Here is an 18,738-nt window from a genome sequence, read left to right on the forward strand (position 1 = left end):
AGTTTTTCCCTTTTATTTCTTTGCCCTGCTGTGCTATTATTTAGAAATGCGAAATATAATGATAAAATCTTCTGGTGCAGAAGATTTTTTCTTTTTTTAATCAACTGCATAAATTAAAGGGGAGAAACAATTTGCCACAAACAAAAGAGCCTCTATGGACCTCGTCATTCATAAAATTAATGGTAGGAAACCTATTCATATTCATGTCCTTCCAGATGCTGATTCCAACACTGCCTCCTTATATCAAATCAATTGGTGCGAGCGGGACTGAAATTGGGCTGGTTACGGCACTTTTTTCAATCGGGGCTGTTTTGAGCAGACCTTTCATTGGCTTTATGCTGGAGTACAGAGCGAGAAAACCACTTGTCTTAATAGGGGCGCTTATGCTCTTATTGATTACATTCCTTTATCCGCTGTCTCAAGTAGTTATAATTTTTCTGGCGTTCCGACTGCTTCATGGTCTTGCATGGGGCTGGTCAACTACGGTGAATGGAACCGCGGCAGTTGATGTAGTCCCTAACTCCAGACTTGGCGAGGGGATGGGGTATTATGGTCTTTCCATAACGATCGGGATGATCATCGCTCCAAGCCTGGGTATCTTCTTATTCCAGGTTACGTCTTTTGAAAATCTAGTCTATATATCGGGAGCGCTGGGTGTAATAGCGCTTGTACTCCTTGGAACAATAAGATATCAAACTCCTCAGGAAGTAATCGATACGAAGAAAGAGGATTTAAAATTCACCTATTTAGGTTCCCTGGTTGAAAAATCAGGTTGGTTCCCGGCATTTGTTACCCTGATGGTTTGTTTGGGATATGGAGCTATTGTCACCTTCATTGTCATCTTTGCTGAGGAGCGGCAAATCGATCAAATTTTCTTTTTTTACCTGTTTAATGCAATTCTTGCGTCCTTTTCACGACCGGTTGCCGGAAAGTGGTTTGACAGGAAAGGGCCAAGAGGACTTGTGATTGTAACGATAGCCATCACATTTACCGGGATGTGGGTACTATCCTTTGCCCATTCCAATTTCGCGATAGCCATTGCTGGAGTATTGTTCGGTATTGGGTTTGGCTCATTGATTCCGACACTCCAGTCTTGGACATTATCAATGACGCCGTCAAATCGCCGCGGAGTCGCGAACGGTATGTACTTTTCTTCGATTGACCTTGGCATAGGGATCAGTGGTTTTGTTTTCGGAGTGATGGCACAATACGTTTCAATCGGAGCTTTATTTCAGTTTTCAAGTCTCTTTTTGGTCATAGCTTTAATAATGACTATTATGGAGGGGCGCAAGTCCAAAGAAGTACGCCAGCCAAAAGAAGCAATCTCATAGTTAGGATATCAGAATGCCAGTCCCCCTTAAAAGGTGCTGGCTTTTATCTTGTTGCTAATATCCTCTCTTATGATTTAAACTGATAAAGAAATTTACTAGTACGGATTGGTATGTGAGGATCATTATGGAGAATCAGGATCAAACAATTGAAGTGATGCGTGCCTGCCTGCTGGCTGGTAAAATTATGCTCCAAAGCGGGGCTGAGACATATCGAGTGGAGGATACGATGTCTCGGATGGCCTCGGCGTTCGGCATTGATCAGACGCATAGCTATGTGACACCGACCGGCATTATTTTTTCAGTAGAAGGGGTAGGACCAGAACGGACGAAGCTTGTAAGGATTTCTGACCGGACAACTGATTTAAGGAAGGTGGCAATGGTCAACAGCGTTTCGCGCAGAATCAGCAGCGGCGAAGTTGGATTGAAGGAAGCTTGCGAGCTCTTGGGAGAGATTCAGGAGGCTAACCTGACGTACTCTTTTATGATACAAATCCTGGCGGCAGCGATTGCGAGCGGCTGTTTTACCATCATGTTCATGGGAAGCTGGCTAGACTTCCTGCCTTCGATGGTGGCGGGTGGAATAGGCTTCTTCCTTGTCGTTTATTTTCACAGGATTGTTCCGGTAAAATTTTTCGCGGAATTTCTGTCTTCCTTTTTTATTGGGATGATTTCGTTTTTCTTTGTAAAATTTGGGCTTGGCCAGGAGCTAGATAAAATCATCATCGGCTCGGTCATGCCGCTTGTACCAGGATTGCTGATCACAAATGCAGTCAGGGACCTGATGGCAGGCCATCTGGTTTCAGGGTTGTCCAAAGGAGCGGAAGCGCTGTTGACGGCGTTTGCGATTGGATCAGGCATAGCGGCAATTTTATCTTTCTTGTAGTCAGGAGAAGTGGCGATGATTTATATAGAACACCTTATTACAAGTTTTATTGCTTCGGCTGCGTTCGGAATCATTTTTAACGCACCGAGGGAATCCCTCATCAAATGCGGCATTTCCGGGATGGCTGGCTGGATCGTCTATTTTACACTTGATACCAATGGGTTCGGCACGATTTTTGCGACATTGATGGCATCGTTCTTAATTGCCGTTGTCAGCCAGGTGTTCGCGAAGGCGTATCGGACGCCAATCATCATTTTTAGTGTCGCCGGGATTATTCCTCTTGTCCCCGGAGGACTGGCGTATGATGCAATGAGGAACTTAGTGGAGAATGATTACAGTGTAGCTCTTTCTCTGGCAGCAAAAGCATCGATGATTTCGGGAGCAATAGCCGTCGGGCTTGTGTTTTCCGAAGTGATCAACCAGGTGATCCGAAGGTCAAGCCTTGGGCCGGTAAAATAGGGAGAAGCTTACAAGCAGTTCATAATGTAACAGACTGAAGAATATGTGAATTGGAAGGCAAGTTCATTTAAACAGATTAGTAACACAAATAAACAGAAGCTCAGAGTATTATGACTCTGAGCTTTTTAGTATGATGATGATCCAGGAAATGATATTTTTTATTTTTCATCAATTTTATGCCACTTATAATCTTCGCTCTTAAATACATTTGTATCTTGTGGGTATCCGTAATAATAAAGTTTTTTTCCATCTTTATTAAATGCTGTTGGGTAAAGGAAATCTAATTGTTCACTAAAAGGGAACAAGAATGAAATTCGCTCTCCCTTGCTTATTGCTTTTCTTTCTACATTAGGCTCCACACCAGCCTCTATATATGCAACATCTTCATCATACGAAATTACGCTCAATAAAGTGACTGCATCATTTTCTGTGGTGGCGCTAATACCTCCAACTGTTTGAACCTTATCCGAGCTATATGGAATATTGGTTGATACACTGCCGCGGAAGAACACACCTGACTTTTCAGATAGTACCGTTTGGTAGATCTGTTCTTCATTGTTCCTAAATAAAGAGATAACAGATGAATCCGTCTCATATTGTTCCATCAATTCTGCGTCTTTTGAAAGGAATGAATGACTTTTTGCCGCACTTAACGCTGTAAACCTATAGCCGCCTATAAAAACTATAAAAATGATTATAAATAAAAATGGTGTTATGAAAATCAATTTTTTCATTATAGACTCCCCCTGAAAATCCATCTTCCCCTAATTCATTAAGCATCCACATCTAGAATATTTTAGCATATATTTCCTATTTTCGTTTATCTTGTTTTTAAATTCCGTTTGAATGGGAGCATTTTTACTTTTACGGCAAAGGGTTTTTTCTTAAATATAGAGAATTAATCTAGGTAGATTTATATAAAAGAGGATGGGATTTAATGGAGATCTTATTGATCAGACATGGAGAGTCGGAGGGGGATATCCTCCAGGTCCATGAAGGCCGGGCGGATTTGCTTTTGACGGATCATGGCCGCAGGCAGGCAAGGGAAATGGCGAAAGTGGTAAAGGAGAAATACATGCCGGAGGTCATTTGGGCAAGTACATTGAAAAGGGCGCGTGAGACGGCGGAAATCCTCAGCGGCGAAACGGGTATTGCCGTGATTGAAGATGATGGATTAAGAGAATTCAATAATGGAGTTTTGGCAGGGCTGCCCTATGCGGAGGCCAAGCTGCGCTATCCCGAGCCAGAGGGCGGAAGGAAGCCTCATGTACCCATTGAGGAAGGAGAATCTGAACTGGAATTCCGATTCCGCGCTCAAACGGTATTTTCCAAGATTCTAACAGAAAGCGCAGGAAGGAAGAGAATTGCGATTGTCTCACACGGCGGGATGATCTCCAACCTGCTAAGGGCGTTTTTGAACCTGCCCGTTTTATCGGATACGTATTTCCCTACTGGAGATACCGGAATCCATTTGCTTAAACTGAATGGCAGCCAGAAGGTCGTGATGTTCATGAATGACTGCGGGCATCTGGAAAAAATAGATTCAGAGCAACCAGTCATGCAGGGTTCCTAGATTGATTTTACATAAAAACAGCCCGGCTCCTAAATGAGAAACCGGGCTGTTTGTCTTTTACATCTTTACGATGGTCCTGCCGCGGTTCTCGCCTTTTAAAATACTGGCAAGTGTACCAGGCAGTTCGCCTAATGTTATTTCATTTTGAATTGTTTCGAGTAAACCATCCGGCTTCAAATCAGATGCCATCCGCTGCCAGAGGAGCTTTCTTGTTTCCATCGGGCAATATACTGAGTCGATGCCTAGAAGGTTGATGCCTCTGAGAATGAACGGGAAGACTGTCGCAGGTACATCTGTTCCGCCGGTCAGGCCGCTGACGGCAACGGAACCGTTATACTCAAGCTTGCTAAGAATCGCAGTTAATGACTTGCCGCCAACCGGGTCAACGGCTGCCGCCCAAAGTTGCTTATCCAATGGTTTTATTTTTTCACCGGCAAGCTCTTCACGGCTGATGATTTCGGCTGCGCCAATTTCGCGAAGGTAGTTATGTTCTGATTCTTTTCCTGTGCTAGCTACAACATGATATCCCCGCTTAGCGAGCATCGCCACTGCCACACTGCCGACTCCGCCAGTTGCTCCGGTCACCAGGACTTTGCCTTTCTCCGGTTTCAAACCGTTTTCCTCCAGCCGATGTACGGACAAAGCAGCGGTGAACCCGGCAGTCCCGAAAACCATCGCTTCCTTCAATGTAAGACCTTCTGGCAATGGGACAATCCAATCTCCTGGAATCCTCGCATACTCGCTGTATCCGCCATAGTGGGAAACCCCTATTTCATAGCTTGTGGCAATGACTTCATCGCCTTCCTTATAGCGGCTGTCATCCGAACGGACCACGGTGCCGGCAAGGTCAATTCCCGGGATGAATGGATAGGACCTGACAATCTTGCCATTCGGGATGCTTGCAAGCCCGTCTTTAAAGTTGACGCTCGAGTAGGCCACCTTGATTACTACTTCACCAGCAGGCAAATCTTCCAATCCGATCGTTTTTACTTCTGCTGAAAAATCATCATCTGTCTTGTTCACGATAAAAGCTTTGAAATTGTCCATAACTCCCCAACCTTTCCTAGCTTGATAGTTTTAGTATAGGCCATAAGCATGCCAGACTTCTAATAACTTAACTTAATGAGGGCAAACCATTTTAACAACTATTAAAAAGCTCGGGTATGACTTTTGTTGCTGACAAAATACGAGGTCGGATATCACCTACGATTGAAGAATCACGGTACGGTGATACATCCATAGGGATAATGTGCGGATGAATCAAGGCGTCTATTAATTATCGTCACATAAGAGGAGATAATGTGCGGATGAATCAAGGTGTCCATAAATTATCGTCACATAAAAGGAGATAATGTGCGGATAAATCAAGTCGTCCATTAATTATCGTCACATAAAAGGCAACAATGTGTCCATAAACGAGAAAGAGGCTGCTAGTTTGTTAAGGTCATCACGAATTTATTACGATTTTGTGTCCACTCCTTATGGTGTGACGGACTTCACATATCTTTTATTCTGCCTCCCTTAAGATTTAGATAAGTAAGGAACACAGTGGAGGTTAGTGCTTCTAAACATTGTTAAAACAATTTTTCACTATTCACAAAGTGTTTACAATTTCACCCTAATTCGACTGTTTTTCCATGATAAGATGATTTTTGAAATCGGAAACGATTCACAGGGAGGTAGCAAAGTTGTACAAATTCGAGAAATCTTTTTACTCCAAAACAAGCATGTATTCCTTTGTCGTTGTGATGATACTGTTCTTCTCAATGTGGTATTCAACATCGAAGTTTGTCCATATCGATATGGCGCTTCTGGGATATGCAATATCTTCAGCGGTCTTTGCGATTGGCCTGACAATCCGGATGAGCTTCTGGATGTGGCGCAAAGCCACTAACAGAGTGGCAAAGCGGAGTGTTGATAACCTTTTTAATAAAGAAAGATTGAAAAGAAATTCAAAAGCATTAGTGAAAACTTTAATCGATAATATCATTTTGCAAAAATTCATTTTCCAGCGGGGTATCTACCGCGGAATCCAGCACTTCATGATTTCATGGGGCTGTATCATCTCATTCGCTATCACATTCGGGCTTACATTCGGATGGATGCGTTTTGATCTGATTGATCCGGAAACATACCAGATTGTCGTGTTCGATATGCCAACCATCACGATGGCAGCTCACGGGATTTTCGCCGAGATCGTCTATAACGGCTTGAATATCGGCGCAATCATGGTGCTGATCGGAGCGGGGATGGCCCTTTACCGACGCATCACTGACTACGATGTAAAAGTAACCCAGCGATTCGAGTTCGATATTCTGCCATTGATCATTCTTCTGGCAGTAACTGTTACAGGCTTGATCCTGACTATCCAATACACATTCCTTGATGGCTGGATGCATCATTATATGTCACTCATCCACCAGGTAACAGTCATTATCATGCTGATGTACTTCCCATTCGGAAAACTGTTCCACGTGCCGATCAGGCCGCTGGCTACAGCTGTACCAATGAGTTATCAAGAGGTGGTCAAAGTGGATACGAAATCATGTAAAAGCTGCGGACAGCCTTACAGCAATGATGACCAGATTGCGGATGTCCAGGCAATTCTAAAAAGCCAGAATTTCGACCTGCAGCTCGCGGACGGCTCATACCTTTCAGATTATTGCACAGGCTGCCGCCGCAGGATGAGAGCATTGAAGCAAATGAATCTTGAAGCGCCACAAGGCAATCCATACGGACCAGTAAGCACAAACAACGGAATTCACTTATCAGGCTTCAGCAAGAAGCGTTCAGAAGAGTTTTACGGACTTGACCAGGATTCAAAGGAGGAAAAAATCGATGAGCCAGTTTCTCGTTAAAGAAGGCGTAAAAAACCAAATCCGAAAAGGTGAAAAGCTAGTCACAACCCATTGCTGCTACTGCGGGATGCAGTGCGGGATGCACATTCGCGTCGATGAAAAGAATAACAAGGTTGTCGGTGTCGAACCGCGGTATGACTGGGTTTTAACAAAAGGAAAAATGTGCCCTAAAGGGGTTACTGCCTACCAGACGATCGATCATCCGGACCGCATCAAGACTCCTTTGATCAAAAAGAACGGCCAGTTCGTCGAAGCAACATGGGATGAAGCATTGGATTTGATAGAAATCCAATATAAAGGGATCCAGGAAAACTACGGAAAAGATGCAATCGGAGTATACGGCGGTGTGTCGATGACAAATGAAAAATGTTACCTTGTCGGCAAGTATGCCCGCGTAGGACTGGGAACTCGCTATATCGACTATAACGGACGTTACTGCATGAGCTCCGCTGCCGGCGGATTCAACAAGACGCTTGGAATGGACCGCGGCTCGACGCTTCCTTGGACTGAGCTTGAGCATACTGATACATTTTTCATGGCAGGTTCGAATACAGCGGAATGCCACCCGACAAGCATCCAGTGGTTCTGGAAGGCAAAGGACAAAGGCGCAAAGCTTATCGTAGCAGATCCGCGTGAAACCGCTACTGCACGTGTGGCTGACGTACACTTAGACTTGCTTCCAGGAACAGACGCTGCTTTAGCGAACGGCATCATGCATCTTTTGATCAAATATGATTACGTTGACAATGAATATGTACAGGAACGCTGCAATAACTTTGAAGAATTGAAGGAAATGACGGCGAAATTCACGCCAGAATATACATCCAAGCTTACAGGTGTTGCGGCTGAGAAAATCATCAAGGCAGCGCACATTTTCGGAAAATCACCACGCTCAGTCGTGATGTTCGCACGCGGTGCGGAACAACAGACATCAGGCGTTGATAATGTAAGTCTTTATACATCAATGGCCTTGTTAAGAGGCCAAATCGGCAAATTCGCATCAGGCGTTGCTACTTTTACAGGTCAGGGCAATGGCCAGGGCGGACGCGAACACGGGCAGAAAGCAGATGCTCTTCCAGGCTACCGTAAAATCGCAAACCCTAAAGATGTTGAGCATGTCGCTGGAGTCTGGGGCATCAAGCCAGAAGAAATGCCTAAGGAAGGTGTTTCTGCATACGAAATGTTCCACCTGATGCAGAACAAGACAATCCGCGCATTGCATGTCATCTGCTCGAATCCGGTTGTTTCTTCACCAAATATCAATTATGTCCAGGATTCATTAGAGAAGCTAGATTTCCTTGTCGTAAATGACTTCTTCATGTCAGAAACAGCTGAGCTTGCGGATGTCGTTCTTCCGGCAACGACTTGGGCTGAAGACGAAGGAACGACTACTAATATCGAAGGTCGTGTCATCCGAATCCGTAAGGTAGTCGAGCCAATTGGGGAATCGAAGCCTGACTGGGAGATTATGCAGCTGATTGCTGACCGTCTTGGAAAAGGTAAATACTTCGATTACAGCGAACCGAGAGAGATTTTTGACGAGCTTCGCCACGCTTCAAAGGGCGGCAAGGCTGATTACTACGGTGTAACTTACGAGAAAATCGACGAACAGGACGGCGTTTTCTGGCCAGCTCCAGCAGAAGACCACAAAGGAACTCCATCCATTTTCCAGGAGCGTTTTGCTACGGAAGATGGAAAAGCGAATCTCGCAGTCTGCGATTTCAGAGGACCTTCTGAAGTTCAATCAAACGAGTATCCTTTATGGCTGACTACAGGCCGCGTTGTCTTCCACTACTTGTCAGGCAACCAGACACGACGCGTTGACTTCCTCATGGAGCAATGCCCTGAGCCATTCGTTGAAATGCACCCAGAACTGGCCAGCAAGTACCAGATTGAAAACGGTGAAAGAGTGAAGCTTTCCACACCGCGTGGCGAGATGATCACACCGGTTAAAATAACTAAAGCAATCCGCAAAGACACAATGTTCGTCCCTTATCACTGGGGCAAGAAGCTGGCAGTCAACCAATTGACCAGCCCGGCACTGGATCCATTCTCTAGGATGCCTGAATTTAAAGTCTGTGCTGTAAAGCTTGAAAAACTGACTAAATAGGAGGAACGGCCACTATGAATAAAATAATGTATCTAGAATTTGAGCGCTGTATAGGATGCCGTGCCTGCCAGGCAGCCTGCCGTGAATGTGGGGACCATGATGCCAAGGAACGGAACTATGTAGAATATGTTGACTTCACTGAATCTCGCCAGACATTCCCGATGCTGTGCATGCAATGTAAAGACCCTGCATGTGCGCGTGTCTGCCCGGCAAATGCGATTCAGATCACGGATGAGGGCGTCGTGCTTTCAGCAATGGAGGAAAAATGTATCGGATGCCGCAACTGTACATTCGGCTGCCCATTCGGCATTCCTAAGTTCGATTTCGAAACGAACAAAATGTACAAATGCGATATGTGCTATGACAGAACGCGTCATGATATTGCGCCAATGTGTGCATCTGTCTGCCCGAGTGATGCGATCCGCTTCATCGACTTTGATGAAATGCAGCAGCTGCGCAGAAGACGTACCCAAATGAACCTGGTTGAAGGGAAAAAGCCGCAAGAGGGCAATAAATGGGATTACGTACCTGAATTCTTCGGAGTTTATACGGATTCACAGTCATAATTTAATGGAGCCGGCCGGAAAAGAGCGCTAAGTTCATTAGGGCCGGCTCTATTTTTGGACTGATTTTCACGATATTGGCGAAAATTTGATTTTATTGGCGGTTTTCACAAGTTTATTGGCGAAAATCTGATTTTATTGGCGATGTTCACATGTTTATTGGCGAAAATAAAAAAATATTGGCGAACTGGAAATTTCCGGCGGTTTTTTCCAGCAAAGGTTTCAACCAATTTTAGATAAGGTAGGGAATTATAACCCATCCAAAAAAGAGGTGCTTTCAAATGTTAAAAGGAAATGTGCTGGCAGTGACAAGCGGCAAGGGCGGAGTTGGCAAGTCTTCATTATCAGTGAATCTTGCGCTTGCGCTGCAAAATCTTGGCAAGTCAGTCGCGATCATCGACCTTGATATATACGGATTCAGTGTACCGAAAATACTTAATATAGATGCAAAACCAAAAACGTTCAACGGAAAAATCATTCCGGTTGAGGCGTACGGCATTAAAGTAATGTCCATGGGCTTCCTTGTGAAGGACAATGAACCGATTGTCTGGCGCGGCCCGATGCTTGGAAAAATGATTCAGCACTTTACAGAGGATGTGCTGTGGGGAGAAATGGATTATTTCATCCTTGATATGCCTCCTGGGACGGGCGATGTCGCCCTTGACATGCACCTGATGATTCCGCAGAGCAAGGAAATCGTCGTGACGATACCGCATAAGGCTGCTTCATTCGTAGCGGAACGTGCCGGATCAATGGCGATTAAGAGCAAGCATGAAGTGATCGGCGTGGTTGAAAATATGTCCTACTTCAAGCCTGAAGACAGTGACCAGAAGTACTATATTTTCGGAAAAGGCGGCGGCGAGGAACTGGCTTCACAGCTTGGCACGGATTTGCTCGGGCAGCTGCCAATCCAGGAAGCCGATGAGAACAGTGAAACGCCTGCTATCGCTGCAGAGAATACTGTGCTATTCAAGGAATATCTAAACCTGGCAGAAAAAATCGATGCAAAGTTTCAGCTCTAGGAACAGGAGGATTTGGTTATGAGTGATGATAAAAAAAAGACCCATCATGAAGATGATAAGGATATGATCAAGCTGATCGATAACCTGAACAGGAAAGACGATGTCCATTTGAATAGAAGGGCATTCCTGAAGGCATCTTTTGGCGCAACTGTTGCGATCGGACTGGCAACGACTCCATTCGGTATTTTCACCTTCCTGCGCGATGAAAATGGTGAAGTGAAGCGAGTGGAAATCACAGATATCGATGATCTGGCAGTCGGGGAATCAAGAAACTTTAACTATCCAACGAAGAACGAACCAGCAATTTTGGTCAGGACACCGGAGGACAAATTTGTTGCCTACAACAATAAATGCACACATCTTCAATGCCCGGTCTTTTACGAGCATAAGGAAAATGTCCTTCTTTGCCCATGCCATAAAGGATACTTTAACGTAGACAGCGGACATCCGATGGCAGGTCCGCCACAGCGCGAGCTTCCAAAAATCCTTCTTGAAATCAAAGATGGCAAGGTGTTCGCAGTAGGGAGGGAAGTAAGGCATGGATAAAAAACGAATTGCGTTTTTCTCGATTTTCCTGTTCCTTGCCATCAATGTATTCTCGCTTTCAAATGCAATCGAGGGCTATTATGGACACGAAGATGAGCGTGTATATGGCGCGGTTGCTGTTGCGCTGATTTCCACTATCCTGGCAACAACAGCCTTCTTCATCTGGAGGAAGGCAGAGTATAAAAAGTAAGCTGGTGGCGATGATAAAAAGAGAGCTCTTTTGAGATTGGAAACAAGTTCCGCAGTATTTGGAACTGGTTGCATAACCATTACGAAAAGAGTTTTAAAGGGAGGATTGAACATGGTTTCCCATTCTTTTTTTCATCACGACAGCAAAAAAGAATCAATTGAGGAAGTACTTGAAAGTTCCGTCGAAATTGAAGAAGATTTGATGCGTACTTACTTAATTACGGCTGAACGAGTCCATGACGATCCTGTGCTGAAGGAACGCCTTGAAAACTTCGCGGAAGGAAATGCGAAACGGACAAAGCAACTGCTTGATGAATTGAAAAAAGGCAAATAAAGAAGCAGCGGAATTTTCCGCTGCTTTTCTATATAATGTTTTCGCTCTGTTAGCTAAACTGGTTAGTGGGTATAATCTTAATATTTTCTCCTTCGAACTTCCTTTCACCAAAAAGGGTAATCAAGGTACAGCTTTTGATTCGGAACGGGCTTTCAGCGATTTCATACTCAGCAAGCAAGCCGGATCCCAGTTCTTCACCCTCTGGATTCATTGCCTGCACGTTCTGGCCTTCAAGTGTCCTTAGTTTGGCTTTCATCAGGAATACCTTCCACTCTTCCCAATTCTTGATCAAAAACGCCTTCTCACCATTCTCCAGATAGCCGAGCTGGCAGCCTCTTTCGTCGATGGCGGCTTCGTTTCCATAGCTGAGCTCCATGATCAAATCCCGTAAAAATTGAAATTCATCGAGGTCAAGATAGGGGTCAATCTGGAACTCGACTTCATTTCCTGTCTCTTTGATTGCAGCAAGTGTCTTATTATTTCTTATAACTGATGTGTTTTTGATATGTTCGGATTTAATATGTTCGAGGGGAGTGCCCATAAGTTTCAAAGTAAGCATAATAATCTCCTTTTTTGCGATCGTCTTGTTACCTTTATTATAATGATTTTGCCCTATCTGCGGTGTGTCAAACTTCATTTCTTACCCATAAATTGCGGGTATAGTTCGAAAGCTATAGGTAACAGGATTATTCGACAATAACTGGCAAATATTTGGATTTTTTATTAAAAAGGTTACAAATTTGGCGATGCTTGTAGCGAAACTGAAAGCTGGCTGAAATCTTGAATGAAAAATAGTTTGATAGAATACAATGATAAGGTTTGAGCGCAAGCCAGCAAAGGGAAAAAGAACAGTTAGCTAATACAAATTTTTATGTCTGAAGGAGTCTGAAGGCTTTTTTTGGATTGATATTTTGAAGAGGTCGGAGGAAAGTCATGACATTTGAAGAGCAATTAATCAAAAAGTCGTATTATGAAACTTTTATGGAATCTGGGAACAGGGCACACCCTGTCCGTGTACTCGGGGAGCTTTACCTTGAAGAGCAGAAGAATGATATGCCTGATTTGTCATACATCCGTTTTGCTCAGGGGGAGGTCTATTTTCATAACAAGGACTACGAAGCGGCGATTTTTAAGTGGGAGAATATTACGAATGAGCTGGAGCCGTGGGCGAAAAAGAACATGGGGGATGCCTTTCTGGAGATTGGTCTGCTCACATCTGCAGAGGACCTGTACCTGTCGATCGAAACGGAGAGCAATATTCTGAGGATTGAAAGCGGCCTGCAGCTATTGACGCTTTACCTAGAGCAGGGAGAGCTTGACAAAGCAGTTGCTGTTATCAAGAAATCAGTGACGCTTGATCCGGATTATCCGGGTGTAACGGAAATAGCCCGCGCTTTCTTTGAAGAGCACCAGGACTGGGAAAATGCTGTCGAATTGGCGGTCAATGAAGGTGTTCGAACCGGTTCGCCTAAATGGTTCGACGTCTTGAATCAGTATGTAGAACAGGGGCATACCATCCAATTCTCACCGGATTATTTTAGCGAGGCATTATCCGTCCTATTCCAGGTGGACCGAAGCCGGTTTGAACAGCTCGCTGTCTCATTGTGGGAAAGCTACAAAGACCAAAGCTCATACATGACATGGCTGAGGGAATTTAACCAATTGTTCAGCGGGATGGACGGCAATAGAAGAGACGGATGGACTCATCTTTCTGCTGCCTATCAGGACACCTATTTCGAGTTGATTAATGGGGATCGATTGATTAAGGAAATTTCACCGTTGATTCCGGAGTTGCTGACTAACTGGCTCAAAATAACAAGTCCTGTTAACAGCCTTGTGTCGGCATCATCGATTATAGCGTGGAATGAAGTATTTCCAGGGACCATTACCGCGTCGGCAATTCACGATGCCGAGAATCTTGTGCTGAATTCGCGCGAATACCATGATGGCTACGAGGATAGCATGCAGCTATTTGAAACAATCATTAAATGGGCAGAGAATCATGAGATAGAGGTAGGCAACAGGATTAAGTGGCTGGTTCAGGAGCTGCAGGAATCCAATGTCCATAATCTGCTGATCGCCGGTTTATCTGGCAATGGAAAGTCTTCCTTCGTCAATACCATTATTGGGGAAGAACTGATTACATCTCCTACTGCGGCGGTCATCCGGTTCACGAACGAGGAGAATCAGGAAATCCATGAAATCACCGATACGGACGTCCGCCAAATCACGGATATCGAGGACTTCAAGGAAAGTGCAGGAGTTCGCCGACAGAACCATAAAAATGAAACGATCATTGATTTCAGAGCTGAGTTTCCGTTCCTGCGCGACCATGGACTGGCGCTGATTGATACTCCTGGAGTCAATCGCAATAACTATGACAATCACCCGTTGTACAATTACCTGAGGTTTGCAGATAGCTTACTTTTTGTGCTCAATGCCAATGATCCTTTTACGGAAAAAGAAAGGGAAATCCTCTCGAAAATTTCAGAGTACTTCCCGCAGCTTCCAATACACTTCCTGTTGAATAAAATAGATTCAATATACAGTCAGCAGGAGGCAATAGAAGTTTTTGACCAAACATGGGCTGAAATCAGCCAATACTATCCTGACGCAAAAATGTTTGCTTTCTCAGCTAACTATGATCTAGGCAAGCAGCTGAAAGATTTCTCTGATTTTATTAAAACAAACAACAGGACATTCGACATCGAGCAGGAGCGCACAGCAAAACTGCAATTCTTTGTCAGAAGGGCCATTACGTATTTGCTTGATAAACGGATTGAAATTGAGAACAACCATATGGAAACAATTAACTGGAACGAAGAAATGGTGAGCAAGCTGAACGGTGCCATCAACCAGCTGGGAGACATTGAAGAAGAGAAATCGAAATCCATTCAGAAGTCATACCGTAAAATCAAGGATGAGACCCGTGCGGAAATCATTGAAAAAATCCCGGAGATCCTTCGCAGTTGTTCTGAATTGGTGACAGAGGATACCGATTTCGGAAAAATCCATACTGAAATGGATGAAGCAATGAACAAGAAGATTAGGGAATATCTTGATGAAACCGTTTTGCCGAAATTCCATGAAGATTTGCAGGGCTGGATTCAGCATTCGAAGGACGAATTCGAGCATAGCCAAAACTACTTGAATGAAATGGCCGAGGGCTTTAACTCGATGTATGGAGATGAACGGATCAGTCTTGACTGTGATTTCAGGGTGCTTGATGACTGGCGCCGCGATGCAAGCCGGATGACGAACGGTGTACACTATGAAAATGTCAACATCATGAACCGCCCGACGCCGCAGCAGTTCTTCCTGAAAAGCGCCGGCAAGCTGCTTGGCGTGCTGCCGCAAAATAATGCGATGCTTTATAACCGTTACAAAACCTATCTGGAGTCAGAAGACTATTATGATATCGGCGTAACCATCGCGAAAAGATTCCTGCAGCAATTCGAGATTTTTGAAAAATCGATTGAACGCGATGTGAACCTGTTCTTCAAAAACCCATTCAATGTACTGGAAGAAGCAGTAGAAGAAGCCAAATCGGAAATCGATTATGGCAAGGCGGAACTTGAAAAAATGAGGATCAACCCGGAACTGTACCGCGACCCATTGACACTGTACGAAGTAAAGCTCCGACAGTTTGAATGGATGACCGCGGCAGGCAGAGGTTAAGCGGAAAAGGAGGATTCCGATTTGGGGTCTTCCTTTTTGCTGCTTGAAGTAAAAAGAATAAAATTTAATTTTCATAATAATATTGACAATATGAGTATAGGAGTTTAAAGTAAAATTTATCGATTTGCAACATTAACTCAATAAAGAAATTCTCTTATCAAGAGTGGCAGAGGGACTGGCCCTGTGACGCCCAGCAACCGTTCCAGATGGAATTGGTGCTAAATCCTGCAAAACAATTTTTTGTTTTGAAAGATAAGAGAGGAATCCGACTTTGCATTTTATTGCGTTTGAAACCTCTCTTTTCTGGAGAGGTTTTTTTATTTGTTTTAAATAAGCAAATCAATCAAAGGGGGAGAATCAGATGAAAAAAGGAATTAAAAAAGTATTTTTAGGTGCAGTTGCTTCTGCTTTGCTGCTGACAGGCTGCGGCGGCGGAGAGACGAAGACGGCCAGCGGACCTGTAGAAGGTGTTCCTGATCGATTTGCCAAAGGGGAGGAAGTCAAAATCAAAGTCATCCGCAAGATTGGCGGAGATGACCATACAGCGCAATTTTTAGCCGGAGCGAAAGCAGAAGGGGAAGCGCTCGGCTTCAAGGTAGATGTCTTCACAGCGAATGGAGATACAGCCAAATTCCATGATGCAATCAACCAGGGGCTGCAGCAGGATTATGATGGATTCATCATTTCCCATGGAGATGACGCAGCTACTGTAGATGATGTGAAAAAATTAGTTGAAAAAGGCAAAAGCGTCGTAACTTTCGATTCAAATCCGGATTTGGCTCAGGTAGAGGGAGTCACACTTACATCCCAGGATGATGAGGCTCTCGCCACGCAGGCACTAGACCAGCTTGTGAAGGACCAAAATGGAGAAGCGAATATCGTTTACCTCTGGGTTGATGGCTTCCCGCCAATGGTCAGAAGAAATAAAGTTTACCAGGAAACCTTGAAGGCAAACCCAGGAATTAAAGAGGTTGAGAGATTCGGAGTGGCCGCTGCTGATACAAGTGTCCAAACGCAGAATGCTGTGGCCGCGATGCTCAATAAGCATCCAAAAGGAGAAATCGACGCAATTTTCGCGACGTGGGACGCTTTTGCGATCGGCGCAGCACGTGCCATTAAGGAAGCTGGCCGCGATGAAATCAAGATCTACGGAATTGATGTTTCCAATGCTGATCTGCAGGAAATTCAGGGAGAAGGCAGCCCATGGAAATATACAGCAGCTGTCGATCCGAAGCTGATCGGGGAAGTGAATATGAGATTGCTGGCGAAGAAGCTGGCTGGCGAGGAAACACCAGCAACCTATGACCTTGAAGCATCACTGATTTCACAGGAACAGCTGCAGCAGTCAAAAAATCCGGTGAACATGGTCAATCTTGCTGAAATCATCGAAGGCTGGGGCGAATCAGACGCATTTTTGGAAGATTGGATGGAGAAATTGAAGGATCACTATAAGAAATAACCAATAAAAAGGTTGGTTTAGAATTTTATAGCGAAAAAATTGGTTTTATAGCGACTTTTCCCATTTTATAGCGACTTTCCCAATTATATAGCGACTTTTCCGATTTTATAGCGGAAATCTCATTTTTATAGCGAATTGGAAATTTCACGCGATTTTTTCCAGTTCAGCGAACAAAGCAGACACTCTCAAAAAAAAGAGTGTCTGTTTTACAGATTGATAGGGAGGAGGAACCTGGATGAAACTTCAAATGAACAACATCAGTATTGATTTTCCGGGGGTGCGTGCGCTGAACGATGTTAATTTCAGCACGGAAACTGGCAGCATCCATGCGTTGATTGGCGCGAACGGCGCGGGTAAATCGACATTGATGAAGGTGCTTTCCGGTGCCCACAATCATTACACAGGGGAAATCCTGCTAGGTGGCGAGAGTGTGGAAATCAGAACGCCGGCTCATGCGCAGAAACTCGGGATTCAGACGGTCTACCAGGAGGTTGATACTGCCATCATCCCGTCGCTGACTGTTGGAGAAAATATCATGCTCAATCACACGGTGCAGGCAATGGAAAACAAGCACTGGGTGAATTGGAAGCAGCTTTTCAAACAAGCAGAGGATATTCTATCAGGCATGAACCTTCAGATTCCTGTGAAAAAGCTTGCCGGTGAGCTGACGCTTGCGGAGAAACAGCTGGTCCTGATTGCGCGTGCGATTTCAAGTGATTGCTCCTTCTTGATCCTTGATGAACCAACCGCTCCGCTCAGCCACACCGAAACATCGGAATTGTTCCGGATTGTCAGGAACCTGGCTAAAAGGAATGTGGGCATCATCTTCATCTCCCATCGAATGCCCGAGATCTTTGAGTTGTGTGATGAGCTGACCATTATGCGAAATGGCGAGCTGGTTGTGAAAAAAGGTATTCCTGAAGTCGACACTCACAAGGTGATTGAATACATGCTTGGGCGGAAGCTGGAAGACCAATTCCCCGCAAGGGTCAGCACGTTTGGAGATACCCTGCTGGAAGTCGAAGGTATAACTGATGAGGACAAGGTGAAAAATACTTCCCTCCATGTTAAAGCAGGGGAGATTGTCGGGCTGGCCGGCCTCGTAGGAGCGGGAAAGACAGAGCTGTGCAAAGTGCTGTTTGGCGCGGCACCGATAAAGAGCGGAACTGTAAAGCTAAAAGGAAAAACCCTAAAGCTTACGAGTCCTCATGCTGCTGTAAAAAGCGGGTTGGCACTGGTGCCTGAAGAGCGGCGCAAGGAAGGTGTCCTTGTCGCAGAATCCGTTGCCTCCAACCTGACAGCGGTCAACTTAAAAAAGTTCTCCCGAATCTTTAGTTTTATCGACAGGCGGGCTGAAAAGAAAACGGCTCAGGAATACATAAAGGCTCTAGGCATCAAAACTGCATCGGAAAATGCCAAAGTTGAAAATCTCTCAGGCGGGAACCAGCAGAAGGTAGCGATTGGCAGGTGGCTGATTGCCGATGCGGATGTGTATATCTTTGATGAGCCAACCAAGGGTGTTGATGTAGGTGCGAAGCGGGATATTTTTGAATTGATTGCCCAGCTTGCAGCTCAAGGGAAGGGTGTCATTTATGCATCCTCCGAGCTGTCAGAAATCGTCGGCATCACGAATCGGGTTTACGTGCTCTATGACGGTGAACCAGTCAAGGAGCTTGAAACAGCCGCAACAACAGAAGAGGAACTTTTATTTTATTCAACAGGAGGAAGATAGG

Annotated in this window: 17 protein-coding genes and 1 riboswitch; of the genes, 14 read left to right on the plus strand and 3 right to left on the minus strand. The window is 44.7% G+C overall.

Going from position 1 to position 18,738, the window contains the following annotated elements; translation table 11 throughout:
- Window positions 1–179 precede the first annotated feature (179 nt).
- From J7E35_RS13655 to J7E35_RS13665, 3 genes are all read left to right on the plus strand, one after another.
- Window positions 180–1,331, plus strand: coding sequence for an MFS transporter (locus J7E35_RS13655; protein WP_214780662.1), 1,152 nt, complete (start codon window positions 180–182; stop codon window positions 1,329–1,331).
- Window positions 1,332–1,455: 124 nt separating this feature from the next.
- On the plus strand, window positions 1,456–2,214 hold the full coding sequence (locus J7E35_RS13660; protein ID WP_214780564.1) for a threonine/serine exporter family protein: 759 nt from the start codon (window positions 1,456–1,458) through the stop codon (window positions 2,212–2,214).
- 15 nt (window positions 2,215–2,229) lie between these two features.
- On the plus strand, window positions 2,230–2,673 hold the full coding sequence (locus tag J7E35_RS13665; RefSeq protein WP_214780566.1) for a threonine/serine exporter family protein: 444 nt from the start codon (window positions 2,230–2,232) through the stop codon (window positions 2,671–2,673).
- 158 nt (window positions 2,674–2,831) lie between these two features.
- On the opposite strand, the gene J7E35_RS13670 is transcribed toward J7E35_RS13665, so the two are convergent.
- A complete protein-coding gene (locus J7E35_RS13670) occupies window positions 2,832–3,407 on the minus strand; it encodes a hypothetical protein (RefSeq protein WP_214780567.1) in 576 nt (191 codons plus the stop codon).
- 203 nt (window positions 3,408–3,610) lie between these two features.
- On the opposite strand from J7E35_RS13670, the gene J7E35_RS13675 reads away from it, so the two are divergent.
- A complete protein-coding gene (locus J7E35_RS13675; RefSeq protein ID WP_214780569.1) occupies window positions 3,611–4,246 on the plus strand; it encodes a histidine phosphatase family protein in 636 nt (211 codons plus the stop codon).
- 57 nt (window positions 4,247–4,303) lie between these two features.
- On the opposite strand, the gene J7E35_RS13680 is transcribed toward J7E35_RS13675, so the two are convergent.
- Window positions 4,304–5,293 (minus strand): NADPH:quinone oxidoreductase family protein, encoded by a 990-nt coding sequence (locus J7E35_RS13680; RefSeq protein WP_214780571.1) that lies wholly within the window; start codon window positions 5,291–5,293, stop codon window positions 4,304–4,306.
- A gap of 641 nt (window positions 5,294–5,934) precedes the next feature.
- Between J7E35_RS13680 and J7E35_RS13685 the strand changes: the two genes are divergently transcribed.
- The 7 genes from J7E35_RS13685 to J7E35_RS13715 all read left to right on the plus strand — a co-directional run bounded on the left by J7E35_RS13685 (window position 5,935) and on the right by J7E35_RS13715 (window position 11,868).
- Window positions 5,935–7,104: an MFS transporter gene (locus J7E35_RS13685; RefSeq protein WP_251040955.1), complete on the plus strand. Its 1,170-nt coding sequence runs from the start codon at window positions 5,935–5,937 to the stop codon at window positions 7,102–7,104.
- Window positions 7,085–9,214, plus strand: coding sequence for a formate dehydrogenase subunit alpha (fdhF, locus tag J7E35_RS13690; protein WP_214780573.1), 2,130 nt, complete (start codon window positions 7,085–7,087; stop codon window positions 9,212–9,214). Before J7E35_RS13685 ends, fdhF begins: the two co-directional genes overlap by 20 nt.
- Before the next feature lie 14 nt (window positions 9,215–9,228).
- Window positions 9,229–9,780 carry a 4Fe-4S dicluster domain-containing protein gene (locus J7E35_RS13695; protein WP_192469519.1) on the plus strand — a complete coding sequence of 184 codons (552 nt, stop codon included), beginning with the start codon at window positions 9,229–9,231 and terminating at the stop codon, window positions 9,778–9,780.
- Window positions 9,781–10,058: 278 nt separating this feature from the next.
- A complete protein-coding gene (locus tag J7E35_RS13700; protein WP_214780575.1) occupies window positions 10,059–10,799 on the plus strand; it encodes an Mrp/NBP35 family ATP-binding protein in 741 nt (246 codons plus the stop codon).
- Between the two features lie 18 nt (window positions 10,800–10,817).
- Window positions 10,818–11,345, plus strand: a complete 528-nt coding sequence (locus J7E35_RS13705) for a QcrA and Rieske domain-containing protein (RefSeq protein ID WP_214735569.1) — start codon at window positions 10,818–10,820, stop codon at window positions 11,343–11,345.
- The gene (locus tag J7E35_RS13710) at window positions 11,338–11,535 is read left to right on the plus strand and encodes a hypothetical protein (protein ID WP_214780577.1); all 198 of its coding nucleotides are present in this window, start codon (window positions 11,338–11,340) and stop codon (window positions 11,533–11,535) included. Before J7E35_RS13705 ends, J7E35_RS13710 begins: the two co-directional genes overlap by 8 nt.
- A gap of 111 nt (window positions 11,536–11,646) precedes the next feature.
- On the plus strand, window positions 11,647–11,868 hold the full coding sequence (locus J7E35_RS13715) for a hypothetical protein (RefSeq protein ID WP_214780579.1): 222 nt from the start codon (window positions 11,647–11,649) through the stop codon (window positions 11,866–11,868).
- A 49-nt stretch (window positions 11,869–11,917) separates the two neighbouring features.
- On the opposite strand, the gene J7E35_RS13720 is transcribed toward J7E35_RS13715, so the two are convergent.
- Window positions 11,918–12,427, minus strand: coding sequence for a hypothetical protein (locus J7E35_RS13720; protein ID WP_214780581.1), 510 nt, complete (start codon window positions 12,425–12,427; stop codon window positions 11,918–11,920).
- A 374-nt stretch (window positions 12,428–12,801) separates the two neighbouring features.
- Between J7E35_RS13720 and J7E35_RS13725 the strand changes: the two genes are divergently transcribed.
- The 3 genes from J7E35_RS13725 (at window position 12,802) to J7E35_RS13735 (ending at window position 18,737) form a co-directional block, all read left to right on the plus strand.
- The gene (locus J7E35_RS13725) at window positions 12,802–15,546 is read left to right on the plus strand and encodes a dynamin family protein (RefSeq protein WP_214780583.1); all 2,745 of its coding nucleotides are present in this window, start codon (window positions 12,802–12,804) and stop codon (window positions 15,544–15,546) included.
- A gap of 151 nt (window positions 15,547–15,697) precedes the next feature.
- A riboswitch (SAM riboswitch) is annotated at window positions 15,698–15,805 on the plus strand.
- A 102-nt stretch (window positions 15,806–15,907) separates the two neighbouring features.
- Window positions 15,908–17,005, plus strand: a complete 1,098-nt coding sequence (locus J7E35_RS13730; protein WP_214780585.1) for a sugar ABC transporter substrate-binding protein — start codon at window positions 15,908–15,910, stop codon at window positions 17,003–17,005.
- Window positions 17,006–17,240: 235 nt separating this feature from the next.
- Window positions 17,241–18,737, plus strand: coding sequence for a sugar ABC transporter ATP-binding protein (locus tag J7E35_RS13735; RefSeq protein WP_251040957.1), 1,497 nt, complete (start codon window positions 17,241–17,243; stop codon window positions 18,735–18,737).
- Window position 18,738: the final 1 nt, after the last annotated feature.

Source organism: Bacillus sp. ISL-45 (assembly GCF_018613195.1).
Taxonomy (GTDB): Bacteria; Bacillota; Bacilli; order Bacillales; family Cytobacillaceae; genus Mesobacillus.